Source organism: Mesonia phycicola, assembly GCF_900141885.1.
Lineage (GTDB): Bacteria > Bacteroidota > Bacteroidia > Flavobacteriales > Flavobacteriaceae > Mesonia > Mesonia phycicola.
This window is the reverse complement of the sequence record NZ_FQYY01000006.1, coordinates 184,037-202,265: the sequence shown is the minus strand read 5'-3', so window position 1 is coordinate 202,265 and position 18,229 is coordinate 184,037. Positions and strand designations below refer to the sequence as shown.

At 31.1% G+C, this 18,229-nt stretch carries 13 protein-coding genes; 2 read left to right on the top strand and 11 right to left on the bottom strand.

Annotation, left to right across the window (positions count from 1 at the left end; translation table 11 throughout):
* Positions 1–52 precede the first annotated feature (52 nt).
* The 4 genes from BUC03_RS10540 to BUC03_RS10525 form a co-directional block, all read right to left on the bottom strand.
* A complete protein-coding gene (locus BUC03_RS10540; RefSeq protein WP_073151555.1) occupies positions 53–1,186 on the bottom strand; it encodes a glycerate kinase in 1,134 nt (377 codons plus the stop codon).
* Positions 1,187–2,794: a sodium:solute symporter family protein gene (locus tag BUC03_RS10535; protein ID WP_073151553.1), complete on the bottom strand. Its 1,608-nt coding sequence runs from the start codon at positions 2,792–2,794 to the stop codon at positions 1,187–1,189.
* Positions 2,795–2,798: 4 nt separating this feature from the next.
* Positions 2,799–4,109: an amylo-alpha-1,6-glucosidase gene (locus BUC03_RS10530; RefSeq protein WP_073151549.1), complete on the bottom strand. Its 1,311-nt coding sequence runs from the start codon at positions 4,107–4,109 to the stop codon at positions 2,799–2,801.
* A gap of 69 nt (positions 4,110–4,178) precedes the next feature.
* Entirely contained in the window at positions 4,179–6,773 is a 2,595-nt protein-coding gene (locus BUC03_RS10525) for a TonB-dependent receptor (RefSeq protein WP_073151547.1), read from the bottom strand.
* A 147-nt stretch (positions 6,774–6,920) separates the two neighbouring features.
* Here BUC03_RS10525 and BUC03_RS10520 point away from each other — a divergent pair, with 147 nt between their 5' ends.
* Both BUC03_RS10520 and miaA read left to right on the top strand, forming a co-directional pair.
* Positions 6,921–7,943 carry a LacI family DNA-binding transcriptional regulator gene (locus BUC03_RS10520; protein WP_073151545.1) on the top strand — a complete coding sequence of 341 codons (1,023 nt, stop codon included), beginning with the start codon at positions 6,921–6,923 and terminating at the stop codon, positions 7,941–7,943.
* 29 nt (positions 7,944–7,972) lie between these two features.
* Positions 7,973–8,893 carry a tRNA (adenosine(37)-N6)-dimethylallyltransferase MiaA gene (gene miaA, locus BUC03_RS10515; RefSeq protein ID WP_073151505.1) on the top strand — a complete coding sequence of 307 codons (921 nt, stop codon included), beginning with the start codon at positions 7,973–7,975 and terminating at the stop codon, positions 8,891–8,893.
* A gap of 48 nt (positions 8,894–8,941) precedes the next feature.
* On the opposite strand, the gene BUC03_RS10510 is transcribed toward miaA, so the two are convergent.
* The 7 genes from BUC03_RS10510 to BUC03_RS10480 form a co-directional block, all read right to left on the bottom strand.
* Positions 8,942–9,667, bottom strand: a complete 726-nt coding sequence (locus BUC03_RS10510) for a response regulator transcription factor (protein WP_073151498.1) — start codon at positions 9,665–9,667, stop codon at positions 8,942–8,944.
* A 4-nt stretch (positions 9,668–9,671) separates the two neighbouring features.
* A complete protein-coding gene (locus BUC03_RS10505) occupies positions 9,672–11,231 on the bottom strand; it encodes a sensor histidine kinase (RefSeq protein WP_073151494.1) in 1,560 nt (519 codons plus the stop codon).
* 58 nt (positions 11,232–11,289) lie between these two features.
* Positions 11,290–11,883 (bottom strand): dephospho-CoA kinase, encoded by a 594-nt coding sequence (gene coaE / locus BUC03_RS10500; RefSeq protein WP_073151491.1) that lies wholly within the window; start codon positions 11,881–11,883, stop codon positions 11,290–11,292.
* The gene (locus BUC03_RS10495; protein ID WP_073151488.1) at positions 11,880–12,836 is read right to left on the bottom strand and encodes a YbbR-like domain-containing protein; all 957 of its coding nucleotides are present in this window, start codon (positions 12,834–12,836) and stop codon (positions 11,880–11,882) included. Before BUC03_RS10495 ends, coaE begins: the two co-directional genes overlap by 4 nt.
* On the bottom strand, positions 12,836–13,837 hold the full coding sequence (locus BUC03_RS10490) for a glycosyltransferase family 2 protein (protein ID WP_073151485.1): 1,002 nt from the start codon (positions 13,835–13,837) through the stop codon (positions 12,836–12,838). The genes BUC03_RS10495 and BUC03_RS10490 overlap by 1 nt, the downstream gene beginning before the upstream one ends.
* A gap of 70 nt (positions 13,838–13,907) precedes the next feature.
* Positions 13,908–15,977, bottom strand: coding sequence for a fibronectin type III domain-containing protein (locus BUC03_RS10485; RefSeq protein ID WP_084112905.1), 2,070 nt, complete (start codon positions 15,975–15,977; stop codon positions 13,908–13,910).
* Between the two features lie 122 nt (positions 15,978–16,099).
* On the bottom strand, positions 16,100–18,007 hold the full coding sequence (locus BUC03_RS10480; protein WP_159432714.1) for a T9SS type A sorting domain-containing protein: 1,908 nt from the start codon (positions 18,005–18,007) through the stop codon (positions 16,100–16,102).
* Between the last annotated feature and the right edge of the window lie 222 nt (positions 18,008–18,229).

Genomic DNA, 18,229 nt, shown 5'->3' with positions numbered 1-18,229 from the left:
TTTTTTGATAAGTTTTATGTAGCTTATAAGTATAAAATATCTTGCAATACCTTTATTTTTTTAAATAAATAAGCTGCGCTAGATTATATGCTGAAAAGATTAAGTTTTTTTCTGATGCTTCTATAGCTTCATTTAAGGTAGAAATAGATTTTAAAATTGAAGTGCAATACGTTAATCCCATTTTCTGTTGTTGTTCTATACTTAGAGAAATTGCTCCACAAAAAGCAGCTACCGGTATGTTGTATTGCTCTGCAGAATTAATAACACCTTGTATGGTTTTTCCGTAAAAAGTTTGCTCATCAAGTTTACCTTCTCCAGTAATTAACCAATCTGCATCTTGTATAACCTCATCAAAATTGCTTATATTTTTAATAAGCTCTATACCAGAAACTAAATTACCATTTAAAAACACCACGCTTCCTGCACCAATACCTCCTGCTGCTCCTGCACCATTAATTTGCTGGCAATCTACTCCAAACTGCTGTTGTAATATGCTTGCAAAATGTTGCAAGCCTTTATCTAATTGTAAAATATCTTCTACGCTTGCTCCTTTTTGTTCTGCATACACAAAAGCAGCTCCCTCATTTCCGTATAACGGATTTTGTACATCACAAGCTATAGAGAATTTTATATTTTTCAACTTTTCGTGCACGTTAGAAATATCTATTGTTTCTACTTGTGACAAATTAGCCCCAATTGGTTTTAACTTTTGACCACTTGCATCTAAAAATGAATAGCCTAATGCAGCTGCCATTCCCATACCACAGTCGTTAGTAGCGCTTCCTCCTATACCCAACAATATATGCTTAGCTCCTTTTTCTATAGCATTCAGAATTAATTCTCCCGTACCATAGGTGGTTGCTTGCATTACATTTTTTTCATTTTCAGCAATACGTTTTAATCCAGAAGCTTCTGCCATTTCTATATAAGCCGTTTCTGTTTCTTCTGAAAAAACATAAGAAGCTTGTATTTCTCTAAAAAAAGGATCTTTTACTAAACAATCTGTTTTACTTCCTTTTAGGTGGTGCTGTGCAATATCTAAAGTACCATCACCACCATCTGCTAAGGGTAGATGAATTATCTCTGCATTAGGGAATACTTTTAATAATCCCTTTTCTACTGCGGTACAAAATTCAAATCCGGTTAATGACCCTTTAAATTTATCTGGCGCAATTACAAACTTCATTTAACTTAATATTTTTGAAAGTGACCAAGCTAAAACTACAATAACTAAAAAGTAAATCAATAAAGTTATCACTGCAGATTTTGCATTTTTATACCAAACCACTTCTATGGTTTTGCTTTTCTTATTTCTTATAAAACTACTAATTACTATAGCAACTATAATGGTAGTTAAGCAACCAATAGCATTCCACCAGAACCAAAATACTTCTGGCACAGCAAGCCATAAATAAATATTAAGACCTACACCGGCAACAATACCTATGTTTGCTCCCATTGCTTGCACTTTTTTAGAAGCTATAGCTAAGATAAAAGCTGCTAATATTGGTCCGTAAAAAACAGAACTAATTTTATTAATTACTTCTATCACAGTCCCTTCTATACTACCTGCAAAAAATGCAAAACCTAAACAAACTAATCCCCAAAATAGAGAGATAAATCTAGAATATTTTACATACTCGTTATCTGTAACATTTGGTTTAAAACGTTTTACAAAATCTTCTAAAGTGACTGCAGATAAAGAATTTACAGTAGAACTTAAAGAAGACATAGCGGCAGACATAATTGCTACTATTAAAATACCAATAATACCATTAGGTAAGTATTTAATGATAAAAATAGGCACCATTAAGTCTGCTTTTTTACCTGCTAGATTCCCTATATTTTCTTGGTAAGTAGATTCTAGTAAATTTTGAAAACCAACATCTTGCATTAATAATGTACCTAAAACAAGCCCCATAAAACAATAGGTAAGTGTTATAGGAAAACGAAATATACCATTAGCCAATAATAATCTTTTAATAGTAGGCATATCTTTAGAAGAAAGTAAACGTTGAGATTGTGTTTGATCTGTACCATAATAAGAAGCATATAAAAAGAAACCACCTATTATCATTGGCCAAAAACCAAACTCATCGTTACCATCTGCATTATTAAATCCCCATTTTGTAAAATCTATAGCCACTAAACGATCTGCATCTACTTCGGTTAAAAAATTAGAAACTCCACCTAGTTCACTTAAACCGTAAGCCAAGCAGATAACAATACCGAAAAAAAGAATACACATTTGAATTACATCTCCCCAAATAACGGCTTTCATCCCTCCTTGAAAAGAGTAAATCATAGTGATAATGCCTATTAAAATAACAGATATCCAAAATTCTATTCCAGTGGTAGCTTGTAAAATTAAAGCCATAGTATACACCATTACTCCAGTTGCTACAGACCTGCTTATTTGAAAAACAAATGCTATTAACAGCCTAGAAGAGGCATCAAATCTTTTTTCTAAAAATTCATAGACACTAATAATTCCTGATTTATATAAAGTAGGGATAATGGTTACTAACAAAAATGCCATTGCTAAAGGTACTGCAAGCTCATAAGTAAGCCATTGCAAACCTCCACCCTCTTTTAAGCCTACAAAAGCAGGAGCAGAAATAAAGCTGATTGCTGAAAGTTGCGTTGCCATTGTAGATAAACTTAACGGGAACCAACCAATAGACCTTCCTCCTAAAAAATAATCACTTGAATTTTTATTTTCTTTGAAGAAATAGCCTATCCCTAAAAAGCCTAATAAATAAACTGCTATAATTATGTAATCTAAATAATTCATAGGTTTAGGCTTTCAAGATATCTAATATTAAAGCTGCAGACCAAGAAAAATTAACTCCTCCACAACCATTGCTTTCATTTTCTGTAGAAATTTCTCTGTGCGGATTAAAATACTCATAAAACCCGAATTTCTCTATTAATTCTATGGTGTCTGTTTTTATATTGTTCGCTAACTCTGGTTGGTTATGCTTTAGTAAACCTTTGTAAATTAACCAATTTAAGTTTACCCAAATAGGTCCACGCCAATATTTTTTAGGATTGAAATCTTCGTGCGTAGGATCAAAAGAAGCACACGCATATAAATTTGAGGTTGCAAATTTTTGATTGTAACTTTCTAATATTAATTTTAGTTGTTTTTCTTCAGGAGCACTTGAAAATAAAGGTGCATAAGATGAAGAAGTTATTTTTTGAATACGTTTTTCATTTCTAAGATCGTAATGCATATACGCTCCTAACTCTTCATCAAATAATTTTTCATTTAAACTTTGCTTAGTTTTTAGCGTCCATTCTTCCAACTGAGAGATACGCTCTTCTCTACCTAATTGCTTATACAAATCTATTAATGCTTCATTAGATGCTAATAGCATAGCATTAAATAAAGGGTCTTGAATTAAAAACGGAGATTTTTCTGCAATAACACTTTCTTCATAATTACCAGCTTTTGCTACTTCTATAAGGTGTATGTAATAATTATATTCTTTATTAGAAGGGCGTTGAGATGCATCTATATGTGTGGTGTCTTTTCTTTCAAAAGTATATTGCGGAATATCACTCATAGTTTCCCAAACCTCATCCCAAATAGGAGAATTATCTGTACCAGACTCCCAATTATGCCATATGTAAACTAAACCTTCATTTTTAGGGTCGCGATTATTATAAAGGTACTCGTGCTTCTTGTAAATTTTATCAATAATAGTATCTATAAACTTTAAAGTAGCTTCTTTATCTTCTGCAATTCTATACATTTCTTGAAGCACAAAACCTAAAACGGGGGGTTGTGTCATCCCTGTTGTTCTATATTTTTTAGAAGCGTCTTTGTGTAATTTAGAAAGATGGAAATCTGGACCAGGGAAGTAACTATCAGAATCATTATGAAAAACGATGTGCGGAATAAAACCGTTTTCCCACTGTGCATCTAATAAAGATTGTAATTCTTCTTTTGCTAATTCAATATCTATATGAGCTAAACCTACAGCTATAAACCCTGAGTCCCAGTTCCATTGAAAAGGGTACAAACCTTCACAGGGAATGGTAAACCCACCTTGATTATTGTTTTTTAATATTGTTTTTGCTTTTTCTACTAATGTCTCTTTCATAAACAAGAATAATATGGTTGCCTTGATTACAAGACAACCATGTTTTTATTAATTAATTTTTTATTTTTTTTAAAAATTGATGGTTGCCGATAAAAACAAACGTGTTGGTAATACCGGACGACCTACAAAATATGCTTCTTCTGTTTGGTTATCTGCCAATCTAGGAGAACCTTCTGTAATGCCTTCACTATTAAATAAGTTGTAAACACGAGCACCTAAACGAATAGACTCTAAGTTTTCTCCCATACTAAAGGTGTATCCCATATTTAAAGAAGCTAAACCAAAAGCATCTAATAAAATGGTATTAGCATCATTACTATACTTCTCTCCTGTATAGTTATAGCCAAAAGCTGCATCTACTTTGGTGTTATTATAGCCTAAGTTTAAGGTACCTAGTAATTTTGGTTGACGTCTTAACTCGTTTCCTACAAATTCTGGATTACCTTCAGATTTTGTTAATTGGTGATCTTGGTAAGTTACAGAACCGCCAAAGCTAAAATCTTTTACAAATCTCCAGTTCCAGGTAACTTCTGCTCCATAAGTTTCACTATCTTGAATATCTACTTGCTCTGTAGCACCACCATCATCTGTATTTACAAAGGTAACTGCTCTTCTATCTTTTAAAGTTACTCCGTATAAAGCAACCGTACCAGATAATTTACCTTTTCCGTATTTTAAACCAGCTTCTCCTTGTAAAATATTTTCTGGCTTATAAGAGGCAGGATTTCCAAAACCATCAAAACTAATACTTCTAAGTTCTGGGAAGAAATAACCTTTAGAAAAGTTACCATACACACTGTAAGATTCATCTATTTTATAAAGTGCAGCTAATGCTACAGCCAAACCATCTGCTGTTACATGACCTCTTGTATAGCTGCCGTTACCCCACATTACATTGTCTATATTCTCTATACCAGTATTATCTACTACATAACTTTTTGTTCCTTCAATTTTAATATCTCCAGAAGCTCTTTCGTATCTTAGCCCTACGTCAAAATTCCACTTATCTAATCTAATTTCATCTGCTAAGTAAACAGCAATTTTATTACTAGTTACACTTCTATTACTATAGCTTGTCCCTCTATTTGTTATACCATTTACGGTATAACCCGAAACATTAATTAAATCTGGACGATCTCTATACTCACTTAAATAGCTAGTTATAAAATTAACATCATCTGCTTCTGAGTGTGTCATAAAAGAACCTAACGTAAAGGTATGTGCATTTAAACTTTTTACTAGTTTAATGTCTGCCATTAGTTCTTGTATAGGTCTATCACGATCTAATACTCTATTTTCAAACAATAATGCATCACTATCTAAAGCCTCTCCATTTAAGTATGTAAAATCTCCACTACTTAAATTTCTTGCTGCAAGATATTCAGCTTGAGTTTCTACCACGTTTGCATCAGCTAAACCACTTCCGTCTAAAAACAGATTAAATTCATGTTGGTATTTACTATATCTTAATTTTGCATCAAATTTTAAATCATCTTCAAAATTGTAAATGTAATTTGCTAGAAAATAACCTCCTTTTGTTTTAACTCCGTCATCTATAGGTGAGTGATACATTCCATCTGGAGTTTGGTAAGAAAAATCTGAGGCTGCTGCGGTTTGTAAAGTATAAATAGTTTCTCCGTCATTACCTGTAGGTCTTGCTCTTGTACCCCCCTCTAATGGTAATGGAAGAAAGAATTGTACTTTATCGTCTATCGTTTGACCAGACAAGGTAAAAGAGCCATTTTCAAACTTCTTTTTTATATTTCCTCTTAATTGAAAACCACGAGTAGTAAGTCCTGTTTTAATAGGGCCTTCATCATATCTATAAAAACCTGAAAAAGAGTAAAAAAGATCTGAATCTTCACCTCCTAAAGGTCCGCTAGTAACAAAATCTGCTTTATAACGAGAGTTAGTTGCCGTTTCTATTCTTAAAGTTGTTTTAGGTTGAGCGCTTCCGGTAACACTAGTGTAGTTAATAATACCTGCAACAGAACCTACTCCGTATAAAATTGAAGAACCACCTCTTACAAACTCTAAACTTCTCATACCCAAATCGTTTCTAAAATAAACATCATGAGCAGAAGAATTTAAACCAAAGGTACCTAATACTGGCATTCCATCAATTTGTATAGGGTTAAATTGATATTGCCCACCAGAAGGTAAACCTCTTACAAAAACGTTGGCACCTACTTCACCACCACCACCTTCTGCAGTAATACCTGGTACACTTCTTAAAATATCTGCTTGACTACCAGTATTTTTTTGAGCCAGTTCTTTTTGACCAAATGATGTAATAGATAATGGTGTTTCTTTTTGGCTACGTCTTGTAGAAGTAGCGGTTAAAACAACTTCATTTAATTGCTCTGAACTTGCTTTCATTTGAATAGCTAATTTAATTTCTGAGCCATCAAACGTTTTCGTTTCTTCATACATCTCAAAGCCAACATAAGATGCTTGTATTTTTTGAGCACCAACTTGATTACTTACAAAAGAAAAGTTCCCGTCTAAATCTGTAATTCCTCCATCAGAGGTTCCTTTAACAACAACATTTACTCCAGGAATTGCCATCCCAGAAGGATCTGTAATTTGTCCCGAAATCTTAGTTTGCCCTACTACAAACAAACCGCAAAATAATACAATAAGGGTTAGTAATTTTGTTTTCATTATTAATTATTTAGGTTATAACTATGTGTTTTTTTGTGAAATTATTATTATTTAACATTAATTTTAATGAAATTATACAAAATATTCACGCAAACGTTACCGGGAACATTTGAAATTTGTATTTTTACGAAAACGTAATAGTTGTATATGAAAAAAAGAGCCACCATTACCTTAAAAAGATTAGCTGAAGATTTAGAACTTTCTGTTTCAACGGTGTCTCGAGCTTTAAATAATCATCCAGATATTAGTGCTTCTACTAAAGAAGTTATATGCAAGTACGCTAAAAAAATGAACTATCACCCTAATCTTTTTGCAAAGGGTTTTAGGTCTCAAAAAACACATATTATTGGTTTAGTAGTACCACAAATTTCTAATTACTTCACTTCTACAATTATTGAAGGAGTACTTAATGAGGCTGAAGAAAAAGGTTACCGAGTAATTGTGTCTGAATCTAAAAACTCCCCTAAAAAACAAAATGAAGTTATACAAATGATGATGCAGTTTGGGGTAGACGGTCTTTTGCTATCTCTTACAAGAAAAACTAAAGATGTGCAAAGTATTATTTCTGCATCAGAACGTATACCACTGGTTTTATTAGATAAAATTTCTAATAAAATACCTTGTACCCACGTGATAATTAATGAAGAACAAGCTGCTTTTGAGGCTGTAGAGCATTTGATACATACTGGTAAAAAAAATATTGCTATTATTAAAGAAACAGAAAAAACTTTTAACTCTGAAATGCGTTTTGCAGGCTACCTAAAAGCACTAAAAAAACACAATCTTCCTGTAGATGAACAATACATTTTAAGTACCGAAGATATTTCTTTACAGCACGGGCAACGGTTAGCTTACCAACTATTAAGTTTACAAAAAAGACCTGATGCTATATTTACTATTACAGATGATTGTGCTATTGGAGTTATTAAAACATTAAAAAAACTAAATATTAAAATACCAGATGATATTGCAGTACTTGGTTTTAGTAATTCTTTAAATTCTACTATTATATCTCCCAAACTTACTACGGTAGATCAGCCAGGTCAAAAAATAGGAGGTACAGCTGTTAAATATTTAATTGAAGAATTAGATAACGAAACACAATTAACTAATAAAACTATTGAAATAAAAACACACTTGGTGGTAAGAGAGTCTACTTTAAAATTATAAAATTGTAATTTTGTATTCAATTTTTTTCAATGAGCAATTCTCTAATTACTATTGTTGGCCCAACTGCTATTGGTAAAACCTCTGTAGGAGTAAAATTGGCACAACATTATCATACAGAAATTATTTCTGCAGACTCTAGGCAATTTTTTAAAGAAATGGAAATAGGTACTGCTGTACCAAATAAAGATGAATTGGCTGCTGCTAAACATCACTTTATTCAGCATATTTCTATTGAAGATAATTATTCTGTTGGAGATTTTGAAACAGAAGCTTTGAATTTACTAGATCAAATATTTCAAAACAACAATAAAGCCTTAATGGTTGGTGGTAGTGGCTTATACGTAAAAGCAGTGTTAGAGGGCTTAGATAAATTTCCTGAGATAGATGCTTCTATTAGAGAGCAATTAAATCTCGATTTGCAAAAAAAAGGATTAGAACCTTTGCAACAATTATTGGTTAAATTAGATCCTGTTTATGCTAAAAAAGTAGATTTAGACAATCCGCACAGAGTAATTAGAGCACTAGAGGTTTGTATAGGCAGTAATCAGCCGTATTCTAGCTTTTTACATAACTCTTCTTCTACAAATAGAAATTTTCAGGCTATAAAAATTGGACTAACTGCACCTAGAGAGCTTATTTACCAACGTATTGAGCAACGTGTAGATATAATGGTAAAAAATGGCTTACTAGCAGAAGCAAAATCTCTATATTCTAAGAGAGAAATGAATGCTTTAAATACTGTAGGTTACAAAGAACTATTTCAATACTTTGCTGGTAATTGGTCTTTAGATTTTGCTATTTCTGAAATAAAAAAGAATACCAGAAGATTTGCAAAAAGACAACTTACTTGGTTTAGAAAAGATGAAGCTACCAAATGGTTTGAATATAACTCTTCTATTGAAGAGATGATAGATTACATAGATTCAAAAACACTTCCTGAGATAAAGTAACTTACCTCAGGATATGTTTTTTGAAACTGAAATCACTAATAACTAATATTAAGCTTTAGTTTCTTCTTCTTTATTTTTAATTACAAGTCTAAACCCTTCACCGTGAATATTTAAAATCTCTACGTTTTCGTCTTTCTTTAAATACTTACGTAATTTGGCGATATAAACATCCATACTTCTAGAAGTAAAGTAGTTATCATCTCTCCAAATTTTGGTTAATGCTAACTCACGAGGCATTAAATCATTTTCATGTAATGCCAGTAAACGCAATAATTCATTTTCTTTTGGAGATAGTTTTATTGGTTCTTCTTCATTAAAAGTTAAAAACCTCAATTTAGAGTTTAAGTGAAAACCACCTATTTGAAACTCAAATTGTTTACTATCTGATATACTATCTGTAGCTTTACGCTGCATAATAGCTTTTATTTTCATTAAAAGAACTTCACTATCAAAAGGTTTGTTCAAATAATCATCTGCACCAACTTTATACCCTTTAAGTACATCTTCTTTCATTGCTTTTGCAGTTAAGAAAATAATTGGTACATCTTCATTTTTCTCTCTAATTTCTTTGGCTAAAGTAAAACCATCTTTGTAAGGCATCATTACATCTAAAATACAAAGATCGTAATCGTCTTTTTTAAACTTTTCAAAGCCTTCCATTCCGTTTTTAGCATGAGTCACATCGTAGTCATTCATTGCTAAATAATCTTTAAGTACGATTCCGAAGTTTGGATCGTCTTCTACTAATAAAATTTTCTTGTTTTCAGTTTCCATATATTTAAGATATTAGTGGCAATTTAATAATAAAGGTACTTCCTTTTCCTTTTTCACTTTCAACCGTCACTTGCCCGTGATGGTCTATTACAATTTGTTTTACATAGGCTAATCCAAGTCCGTGACCTTTTACATCGTGGACATCGCCTGTATGTTCTCTATAAAATTTTTCAAATACTTTTTTATGTACTGCTTTACTCATCCCTTTACCTTGATCTCTAATTTTTAAGATAATGTAGTTTTTTACATTTTCTCTATAGACATCAATCTTAGGTTTTCCGGTAGAATATTTTACCGCATTATCTAAAATATTTACTACTACATTGGTAAAGTGAGAATCACTTGCTAAAATACAAGATTGTAAAGCTCCAAAATGTGTTTGTACATACCCGTTACGGTCGTCTACAATAAGTTCTATATGGCTAATTGCATCTTGTATTAACTCGTGCAAGTCTATTCTATCTTTCTTGATATTTAATTCGTTTCTTTCTAGTTTAGACATGCGTAGCACATTTTCTACTTGTGCGTGCATACGTCTATTCTCTTCTCGAATCATTCCCATATAACGAGCTACTTTTTCTGGATCACCTGCTATTTTTGGGTTTTTTACAGAGTCTAATGCCAAATTAATAGTTGCAATTGGAGTTTTAAACTCGTGCGTCATATTATTAATAAAATCTGTTTTTATTTGAGAAATTTGTCTTTGCTTTATTAATTGAGACAATGCACTAGAATAAGCAACAATTATAATTAAAGTAAATACGATACTTAACAGAGCCATTAAAGCTATTGAACTTAATATTTCTTGCTTTTTATCTAGAAAATTGATGTAAAACTCATAATTAGTATCGTTAGACTCAAAAATTGGAATTCCGTAAGTACCGTGAGAGTCTTTTTTAAATTTATCTGTCATCACTTTGGTAGCTAAATCGTTACTATAAATAGCAAACTCAAAGTCTGATGTGATATCTCTAGCTATTAACTGTGCTTCTATTAATGATTTTACTAGTGCTGTATCTACACGTTTGTGAATAGGTAAAAGTGATGCTTTTTCTTTAATTGCTTCTAAAAGCAAATATTTTTCATTCTCTTCTAATCTTGTTATTCTTTCAAAACGTTCTTCTGCAGAAAGCTCATTTCCATCTAATTGATCGTTTCTAACCACACGTGTTATTTTGCTAGAAACCATTTTTTTAAAATCTATAGAGTCTTGATCTGCATCTAAAAACGGAGAACTTAGTTTATAATCTTCTTGTAGAAGACTGTTGGTATAATAAAAAGTCTCATTAGTAAGCTCATTTTGCTTTATTTGAAAAAGCTCACTTAATCTAGAGCTGGTTGGCTTTGTAGAATCTGCCAAGATAGCGTATTGCACGTAATACTTATCTATTTCTTCTCTTTCTAGCTGTTCTGAAACATTGATAAGAACTTGCTTTGCATTAAATGAAAATTGTTCTTCGTTAGTTTCTACTGTATTTTTAATCCAATAGCCTTGTACAAAGATGATCCCTATCAAAGATAGGCTCATTAGCAGTATTAAAATTAAAAACAACTTCTTATTCATACCGCCAAAAGTAAGATTTTAACATTTACAGATTAAACGGTTTAACCAAATGTTAACATCAGGTATTTACAAGCCCCAGAAGTATTTTATGTAGAGATAATACTTTTAATTTTGTTTGATCTAAATCTACGTTTTCTATAGAGAAGTTTGCGAGCTTAATTTTTTCACTATCAGACCATTGGTTATTCATTCTAGCTTCAATTTCTTCTAAAGTAGCATTATCTCTACCTTGTATTCTTTTAACTTTAATGTCTTTAGGAGCCGTAACTAATATGGTAAAATTAAATCTATCTTGTAATTTTTTTTCAAAAATGATAGCAGCTTCGTAAATTACGTAAGCAGATTTTTGCAATTTCACCCAAGTTTGAAAGTCTTTAGCTACTTCTGGATGAACAATAGCATTCAATTTCTCTAGTAACACTTTATCTTTAAATACTTTACTAGCTATAAAACTTCTATTTGGTAATCCGTTTTTATCTAAAGCTTCTGGTCCCAATAAAGAAATAAGTTTTGTATGAATTTCTGTAGAAGTTTCCATTAGGTATTTAGCTCTATTATCTGCTACATAAATAGGCACTCCCAACTCATGAAACATTTTTGCTATAGTAGTTTTGCCACTACCTATACCACCTGTTAAACCTACTACCATCATTTTTTAATTACAAATTGTACTTTATTAATATTTAATCTTGTAGATGTTATATTATCTGGTTTTTTAATGAGTTTAGGAATAAGAAAATTTTGATCTTCTTTTAAATCTTTAAAATCACAAACTACCTTAAAGTTAGATTTTACAATAGAACTATAGTTTTTTAAACTCACTACGTATATTACTACAATCTTTTTAGGAAATATGCTAAGATTAATGTTTTTTGGTGCATTTATTATTTCTATAGGTACTTCTGCTCTACCTTCTGTAAATTTTTCTACTTTAATAGAGTAATTGGTTGTAGAGCTATAAAGAGTTACATTATCAAAACCTTTAGTGTCTAAACCTACCTTCCCTTCTAATTTTTTTTGAACATCTTTTAAAATTAGTTCTTTAGTAGCTACAAATTTTAAAGAATCTATAATTTCTGGTGAACCACTAACTTTTACAGAATCTGGCTTTAAAACCATTTTTTCATTAGAAGAATAACCTGCTGCGTAAGTGATTTTTATATTAGATTTTATAGGTAATTTTTTTACTTTTTTTTGAGAAAATGGAACTACCAGTGTATCTTTTAAAAAAACTACTTCATTTAAATCTATATCTAATTGTTCTTGTAAAGTATCTTTATGATCTTGTAAGGTATAGATTAACTCAGAGCCTTTTACTTCTAAATCTTCTAGACTTACTTCTACAGAAGGGGTTAAAAAACTAAACCAAGCTATATTAAAACCGTTATCATTTAACCGAACTGAAAATTTATCATTCTTCTTTTTTACAATTTTATCTTTAGGTATGTGTATATAATTAACTTCTATTGCAACTTCTTGTTTATAGTTTTTACCAAATTGAACCAAAACCCATATTACTATAGAAAAAAACAAGAAGAAGAAAAATGCTTTAAAATTGGTTTTTTTAAAGACGGTATTTCTTAATTTATAAATATAATTTTCCATTAATCAAAAAATAGTTCAGGGAATACCTTGGTTGGCTGTTTTGCTAATACTCTAATATAGTAGGTAGATTTTAAAAACCCAAAACCGTAGCCTAAAAACTGTGTTAATGTTGCTCTAATAGATAACACTCCTATTTTAATACTTTTGTTTTGTACTGAAGATAAAATAAAAATGAGTAATAAATATAGACCATAAAGTTTAATAGCAAACGTGTAACCAATTATTAAGAGTAGTAAGCTAGCAAAAAGACCTAAAGTAAATACGCTTGGAAACCAAAAAACAATACTAGCAGTTTGTGGGTGCCAAGAGTTTAAAATTGGTCTTACTTTTCCAAATTTATTTACTTGAATATAAAATTTTCCCCAACTAATTCTTCTTTTATGATATACGTAAGCTTCTTTTATAAATCCTATTTTAAAGCCTTCATTTTTAATACGAATAGATAAATCTGGATCTTCTCCTGGATGAATTTTACCAAAACCACCTGTTTTTAAAAAGGCTTTTTTAGAAATTCCCATATTAAAACTTCTTGGCTCATACTCTTTCACAGATGTTTCTTTTCCTCTAATTCCTCCAGTGGTTAAAAAAGAAGTCATTACAAAATTTATTGCCTTTTGTATATCTGAAAAATTTGCTTTTGCCGCATCTGGACCACCAAAACAATCTACAGGGTTTTGTTTTAAATAAGCATCTACCGCCAAGACATAATGCTCTGGCATTACCACATCACTATCTAAAATTAAAAGAAACTCTCCATTAGCTCTATGCATTCCGTAATTTCTAGAATCTCCTGGGCCTGAATTTGTTTTTTTTAGATAAAGAATATTAAGTTGACTATTAAAACTCTTAATTATTTCTTCTGAAGGTATGGTAGACCCATCTTCTACAATTACAATTTCAAAAGGGATATCTCCCTTCATAGACAAGAAACTTTCTAAAAGTTCTTGAATTTCTTGAGGTCTGTTAAAAACAGGGACTATAAAAGAATATTTCACATTCATTCTGCTAAAATACATAAACTAAAAAACCCAAGGCAAATGCCTTAGGTCTTATTTAATATATTTTTATTCTTTAGTCTTTTATTAATTTAAATACGTTAGAGTTATTTTCTATATACACCTTCATTAAATAAATTCCGCTGGCGTAGTTAGATAAATTTATATTGCTAAATAATGTATTTACATTTTTTTGAAATATTTTTTTTCCTTCAATAGAATAGATTTCTACTTTTGAAATGTTTTTTTGTGACTCTAAAGTAATTTCTGAATTAAATGGATTTGGGTAAAATGAAAAAGTTTCAAAATTTTGAGACACTACACTTAGAGTTGAGTTAAATGAAATTGGCCCCAAATATTCGCTTGTTGTAATATCATCACAAATAGATTTTATATAAACTTCATAATCTTCATCAGCAATTAAATTGGTTAATATTTCGTCACTCACTCCATCATTATCTATAATTGTAATTGCATTAGCCCCATTAATATCAAAACCCTGCAACCCATAAACTAACTCCCACTCTGTTGCAGAGTTGTTTTCTTGCCAAATTACTTCAATACTAGTAGAATCTACTTGATTAAATACAATATTACTTGGAGAAATACAAGGTGGAGCATCTTCTGCTACTACAGATAGATTAAAAACTCCCTCACTGTTATTTATAGCACCACTGTAGTAACCTATATTAACATAATAAATATCACCTAAGGTAGAAGTAAATGTAATTTCTTGAATATCTGCTGCTAAATCTTGAGAATCTACACAACTTAAATTAGAGCAATCTCCGCTATAAATTGCTATTTCAGAATCCCAAATACTGGTTTCTTCTACAGTTACTGTTATATCATACCCTGTACCTGCAAAGGTATACCACACGCCATCATTCATCCCAAATCCTGGGCAAACTGTAATAAAACCGTCATTATTAGTAGCCCAAGTGGCATCTTGAGAAGTTGTATAAGGGAAATTAGCTATACTTATAGAGTTAGAGCAAGCATCATTAGTTGGTAGAGATAAAGTAGAAAAACTCTCTATTACACTCCACTCACTAAAATTATTTACATCACAAATAGATCTTACATAAACATCGTAAGAGGTATTTGGTTGCAAGTTATTAATTATCAAGTCTGAAACTCCATCATTATCTATCACAGCCGTGCCTTGGGTAGAAACATCAAAACCAGCATCTCCATAAAGCACCTCCCACTCTGTAGCTGTTCCATTTTCTAACCAAACAACGTTAGCTTCATATGGTGTTATTCCTGTAAATGAAATATTAGAAGGTATATCACAAACTTCTTCTGTGGTGAAAGAATATTCGGTACAACCTACGGCATCACCTAAACTATTATAAGGAACAATTGTAAAATAATAGGTTGTTAATTCATTTAATGTACCAGGATCAAACACAGTAATACCTCCATTAACTACTGTATTATTAGCTATATTATTGCCTCCAGAAGTATCTCCCATTGTAATTTTATAACCTACTGCACCACCTGTTGCGTGTTGCCATTGAATATCTTCATTTACACTTATATCTACACTTGTATTTAATGGACTAGTGACATTAGCATCACAATTAGGTATACTAGTAACTACTTGATCTATAGCTATATTATCTAAATAAAAAAAGTAATCACCTTGAAGCCAATTAGTTTCAAAACGCAATTGAAAATCTGAACCAATAGGAATAGATGTACTTGGTATAGACAATAAAACAGTGGTGCAAGATGTAGAAGCTGAATAATTAGTATTATCTATAATATGTAAACTACTCCAAGTAACCCCTTGATCTAAGCTATACAATACCTCCATATTTCCCCAACCTGAAGCAGTGGCTGTATTTACTACACCTGACGTAGAATTTTCTAATATTTTATAATCAAATTGAATATTTACAATAGTCCCCGTAGATAGTTTTTCTATGTTTGGAGAGGTTATTGAACTATTTTGAGACTGTAAGTTTAAGTTACTACTTGCACTATTATTTTGACAAGCAAAATTACTTGATACCCCGTAAGAGCCACTATAAGTCCAATTAGAAGGAAAAGCAGATTGATCAAAATTTTCTGTAAGCTGTATTTGTGCGTTAGTGAAAAAAGACAAAAACAAACAGGCAACAAAGTATAGTTTTTTCATAATATAGTTTAAGTCTCTCTAAAATACTCATTGTTAGAAAGAAATGCCAAATAAAACTAAATTATTGCAAACAAAAAAACCTAGCTAATTTGCTAGGTTTTAAAATAGTTAGATTAAAAAATTTATTCTTTTATCACTTTAAATACTTTAGTTTGATTATTTTTTTGAATTTCAACTAAATAAACACCTGATTGCAGCCCTTGTAAACTAATACTAGAAGACATTTTTTCTGGATGATTTTCTAATATTTTTTTGCCAAGTAAGCTATAAATACAAATTTTATCTACTAATACAGATGATTCTATATTTAAGAAATTTGAGGTTGGATTAGGATAAATAGAAATACTATTTAAAAGATGATTATTTACACTAAGTACAGTGGTAGAGAAAGTTTCTGGACCTACCCAATCACTAATTGATGATTCTGAACATATAGATCTAACATATACATCGTAGTCTTCATCATCAGTTAATCCCGTAAGGGTTTCTCCCAACGTACCATCATTATCTATTATACTTGTTCCTGAAGTAATTGGATCAAAACCTGTTAAGCCATATAAAATTTCCCATTCGGCAGCGGCTCCATTTTCTGTCCAAGTTATACCTGCACTCGTAGGAAGTGCATTATTAATTGTAATACCAGAAACATTGATACAATTCTCTTGTTGGCTAACAGCAACATTATCAATAAAGAAATCGTAATCTGCTACATCGTTATTAGCTCCCTCAGATGCCCAAAAAGCTATTTGAACTATTCCTGAATAAGCAGATAAATCAAAAGACTCTTGTTTACCTGTTAAAGGTGCTATATTAGTAGAGTTATAAGTAGTTATATTTTGCCAAGTTGTACCTCCATCTGTAGTGATTAACACTTGCACCTCATCATCTGTAGTAGACATACCTCCGTTTTCATTAGCTACAGTATCATTATAATCTGTTTGCCCAACCATATATTTTAAATTATAGGACGCCCCTGATAAATTTATACTAGGAGATATTAACCAACTAGACGTACCTACAGAATATAAGTTAACTTTAGTAGATAATGAGTTTGAAGAGTTATTTAAATAATATGCTTGTAACCAATCTCCACTTCCAAAATTAGAAGGCCCAGATGTAGGGTCTCCAGCACTTGCTACTTCCCAACAATTTGGAGCAAAATTAGAAGCATTAAAATCTTGTAAAAAAGGTAATGGAAATATATCACATTCTGTAGTAAAATAATATGGTCCAGACCAAGTGCTTACATCTCCTGCTCCGCAATCTGCTTGTACATAAAACTCATAACCTGTATTTGCAGCTAAATTATTGTATACATAAGGATTCGTCACATTGGATGCTGTTGCAGTACCTGATGGTGTAGTGCCTAATGTCACCACCTCTATATTCCAAGCAGTAGCTGTCCCATTTGAGTTCCAGCTTAATTCTGCGCTAGAACTTGTAAGATTGCTAGCAAGTAGATTATTTGGTGCAACGCATGTTGGTATTTCATCTACTGTAATATCATCTAAACCTATACCATAAGCCCAAGAACCTTGGTCATTATATAAAAAAGAAATTAGAACATTATTTTGACCTGCATATGCAGATAAATCTAGTTTTTCAGCATTTCTCCAACCATTTACATCTGTTAGTGTAGCTACACTAGTCCAATTATTTCCTCCATCTGTACTTACTTCAATTTTAACTACTTCAAAATTGTTTTCTAAAAAAACTGAATAAGTTAGCTCTACAGTTGACATTGTAGATAAATCTAATGTAGGAGTAATTAATCTATCTGCAGATTTATCACAATTACAAGAATCATCATTAGTAAAAACAAAATTACCATGAGGATCAATTGAAAAATATGTAGATGAAGCATTTGCTGCGTTATCTATTTCCCAAATACCATCTGTAGATAAACCCGTTTCTGTCCACCCAGTAGGTAGACCATTAACTCCTACCGCTCCTTCAAAATTTTCTGATAAAATTTGAGAACTAACAATAAACGGAAGCAGTAAAAAAACAAAAAAGGTAATTTTATTCATACCACGAAATATTTTTAAAATAAAAAATATAAATATATACATTAAATCTAAAAAAAATGTACTTAATCAGTTAAAATTGCAGATTAACGATAAATAACACGTAAAGTGTTAATATTATGTTACTTATAAATTGAAGATATAAATAGAAAAGCTACTAATTAGATATAAATAATAACTTTTAACGATAAGTTTTACAATACTACATTTTTTTTTAAAATTCAC

Bases quoted from the DNA above. Each gene is read 5' to 3' on its own strand.
- BUC03_RS10520 (WP_073151545.1), top strand. From the start codon at position 6,921: ATGAAAAAAAGAGCCACCATTACCTTAAAAAGATTAGCTGAAGATTTA.
- BUC03_RS10505 (WP_073151494.1), bottom strand. From the start codon at position 11,231: ATGAATAAGAAGTTGTTTTTAATTTTAATACTGCTAATGAGCCTATCT.
- BUC03_RS10525 (WP_073151547.1), bottom strand. From the start codon at position 6,773: ATGAAAACAAAATTACTAACCCTTATTGTATTATTTTGCGGTTTGTTT.
- BUC03_RS10485 (WP_084112905.1), bottom strand. From the start codon at position 15,977: ATGAAAAAACTATACTTTGTTGCCTGTTTGTTTTTGTCTTTTTTCACT.
- BUC03_RS10480 (WP_159432714.1), bottom strand. From the start codon at position 18,007: ATGAATAAAATTACCTTTTTTGTTTTTTTACTGCTTCCGTTTATTGTT.
- BUC03_RS10540 (WP_073151555.1), bottom strand. From the start codon at position 1,186: ATGAAGTTTGTAATTGCGCCAGATAAATTTAAAGGGTCATTAACCGGA.
- BUC03_RS10490 (WP_073151485.1), bottom strand. From the start codon at position 13,837: ATGAATGTGAAATATTCTTTTATAGTCCCTGTTTTTAACAGACCTCAA.
- BUC03_RS10495 (WP_073151488.1), bottom strand. From the start codon at position 12,836: ATGGAAAATTATATTTATAAATTAAGAAATACCGTCTTTAAAAAAACC.
- BUC03_RS10535 (WP_073151553.1), bottom strand. From the start codon at position 2,794: ATGAATTATTTAGATTACATAATTATAGCAGTTTATTTATTAGGCTTT.
- BUC03_RS10530 (WP_073151549.1), bottom strand. From the start codon at position 4,109: ATGAAAGAGACATTAGTAGAAAAAGCAAAAACAATATTAAAAAACAAT.
- coaE (WP_073151491.1), bottom strand. From the start codon at position 11,883: ATGATGGTAGTAGGTTTAACAGGTGGTATAGGTAGTGGCAAAACTACT.
- BUC03_RS10510 (WP_073151498.1), bottom strand. From the start codon at position 9,667: ATGGAAACTGAAAACAAGAAAATTTTATTAGTAGAAGACGATCCAAAC.
- miaA (WP_073151505.1), top strand. From the start codon at position 7,973: ATGAGCAATTCTCTAATTACTATTGTTGGCCCAACTGCTATTGGTAAA.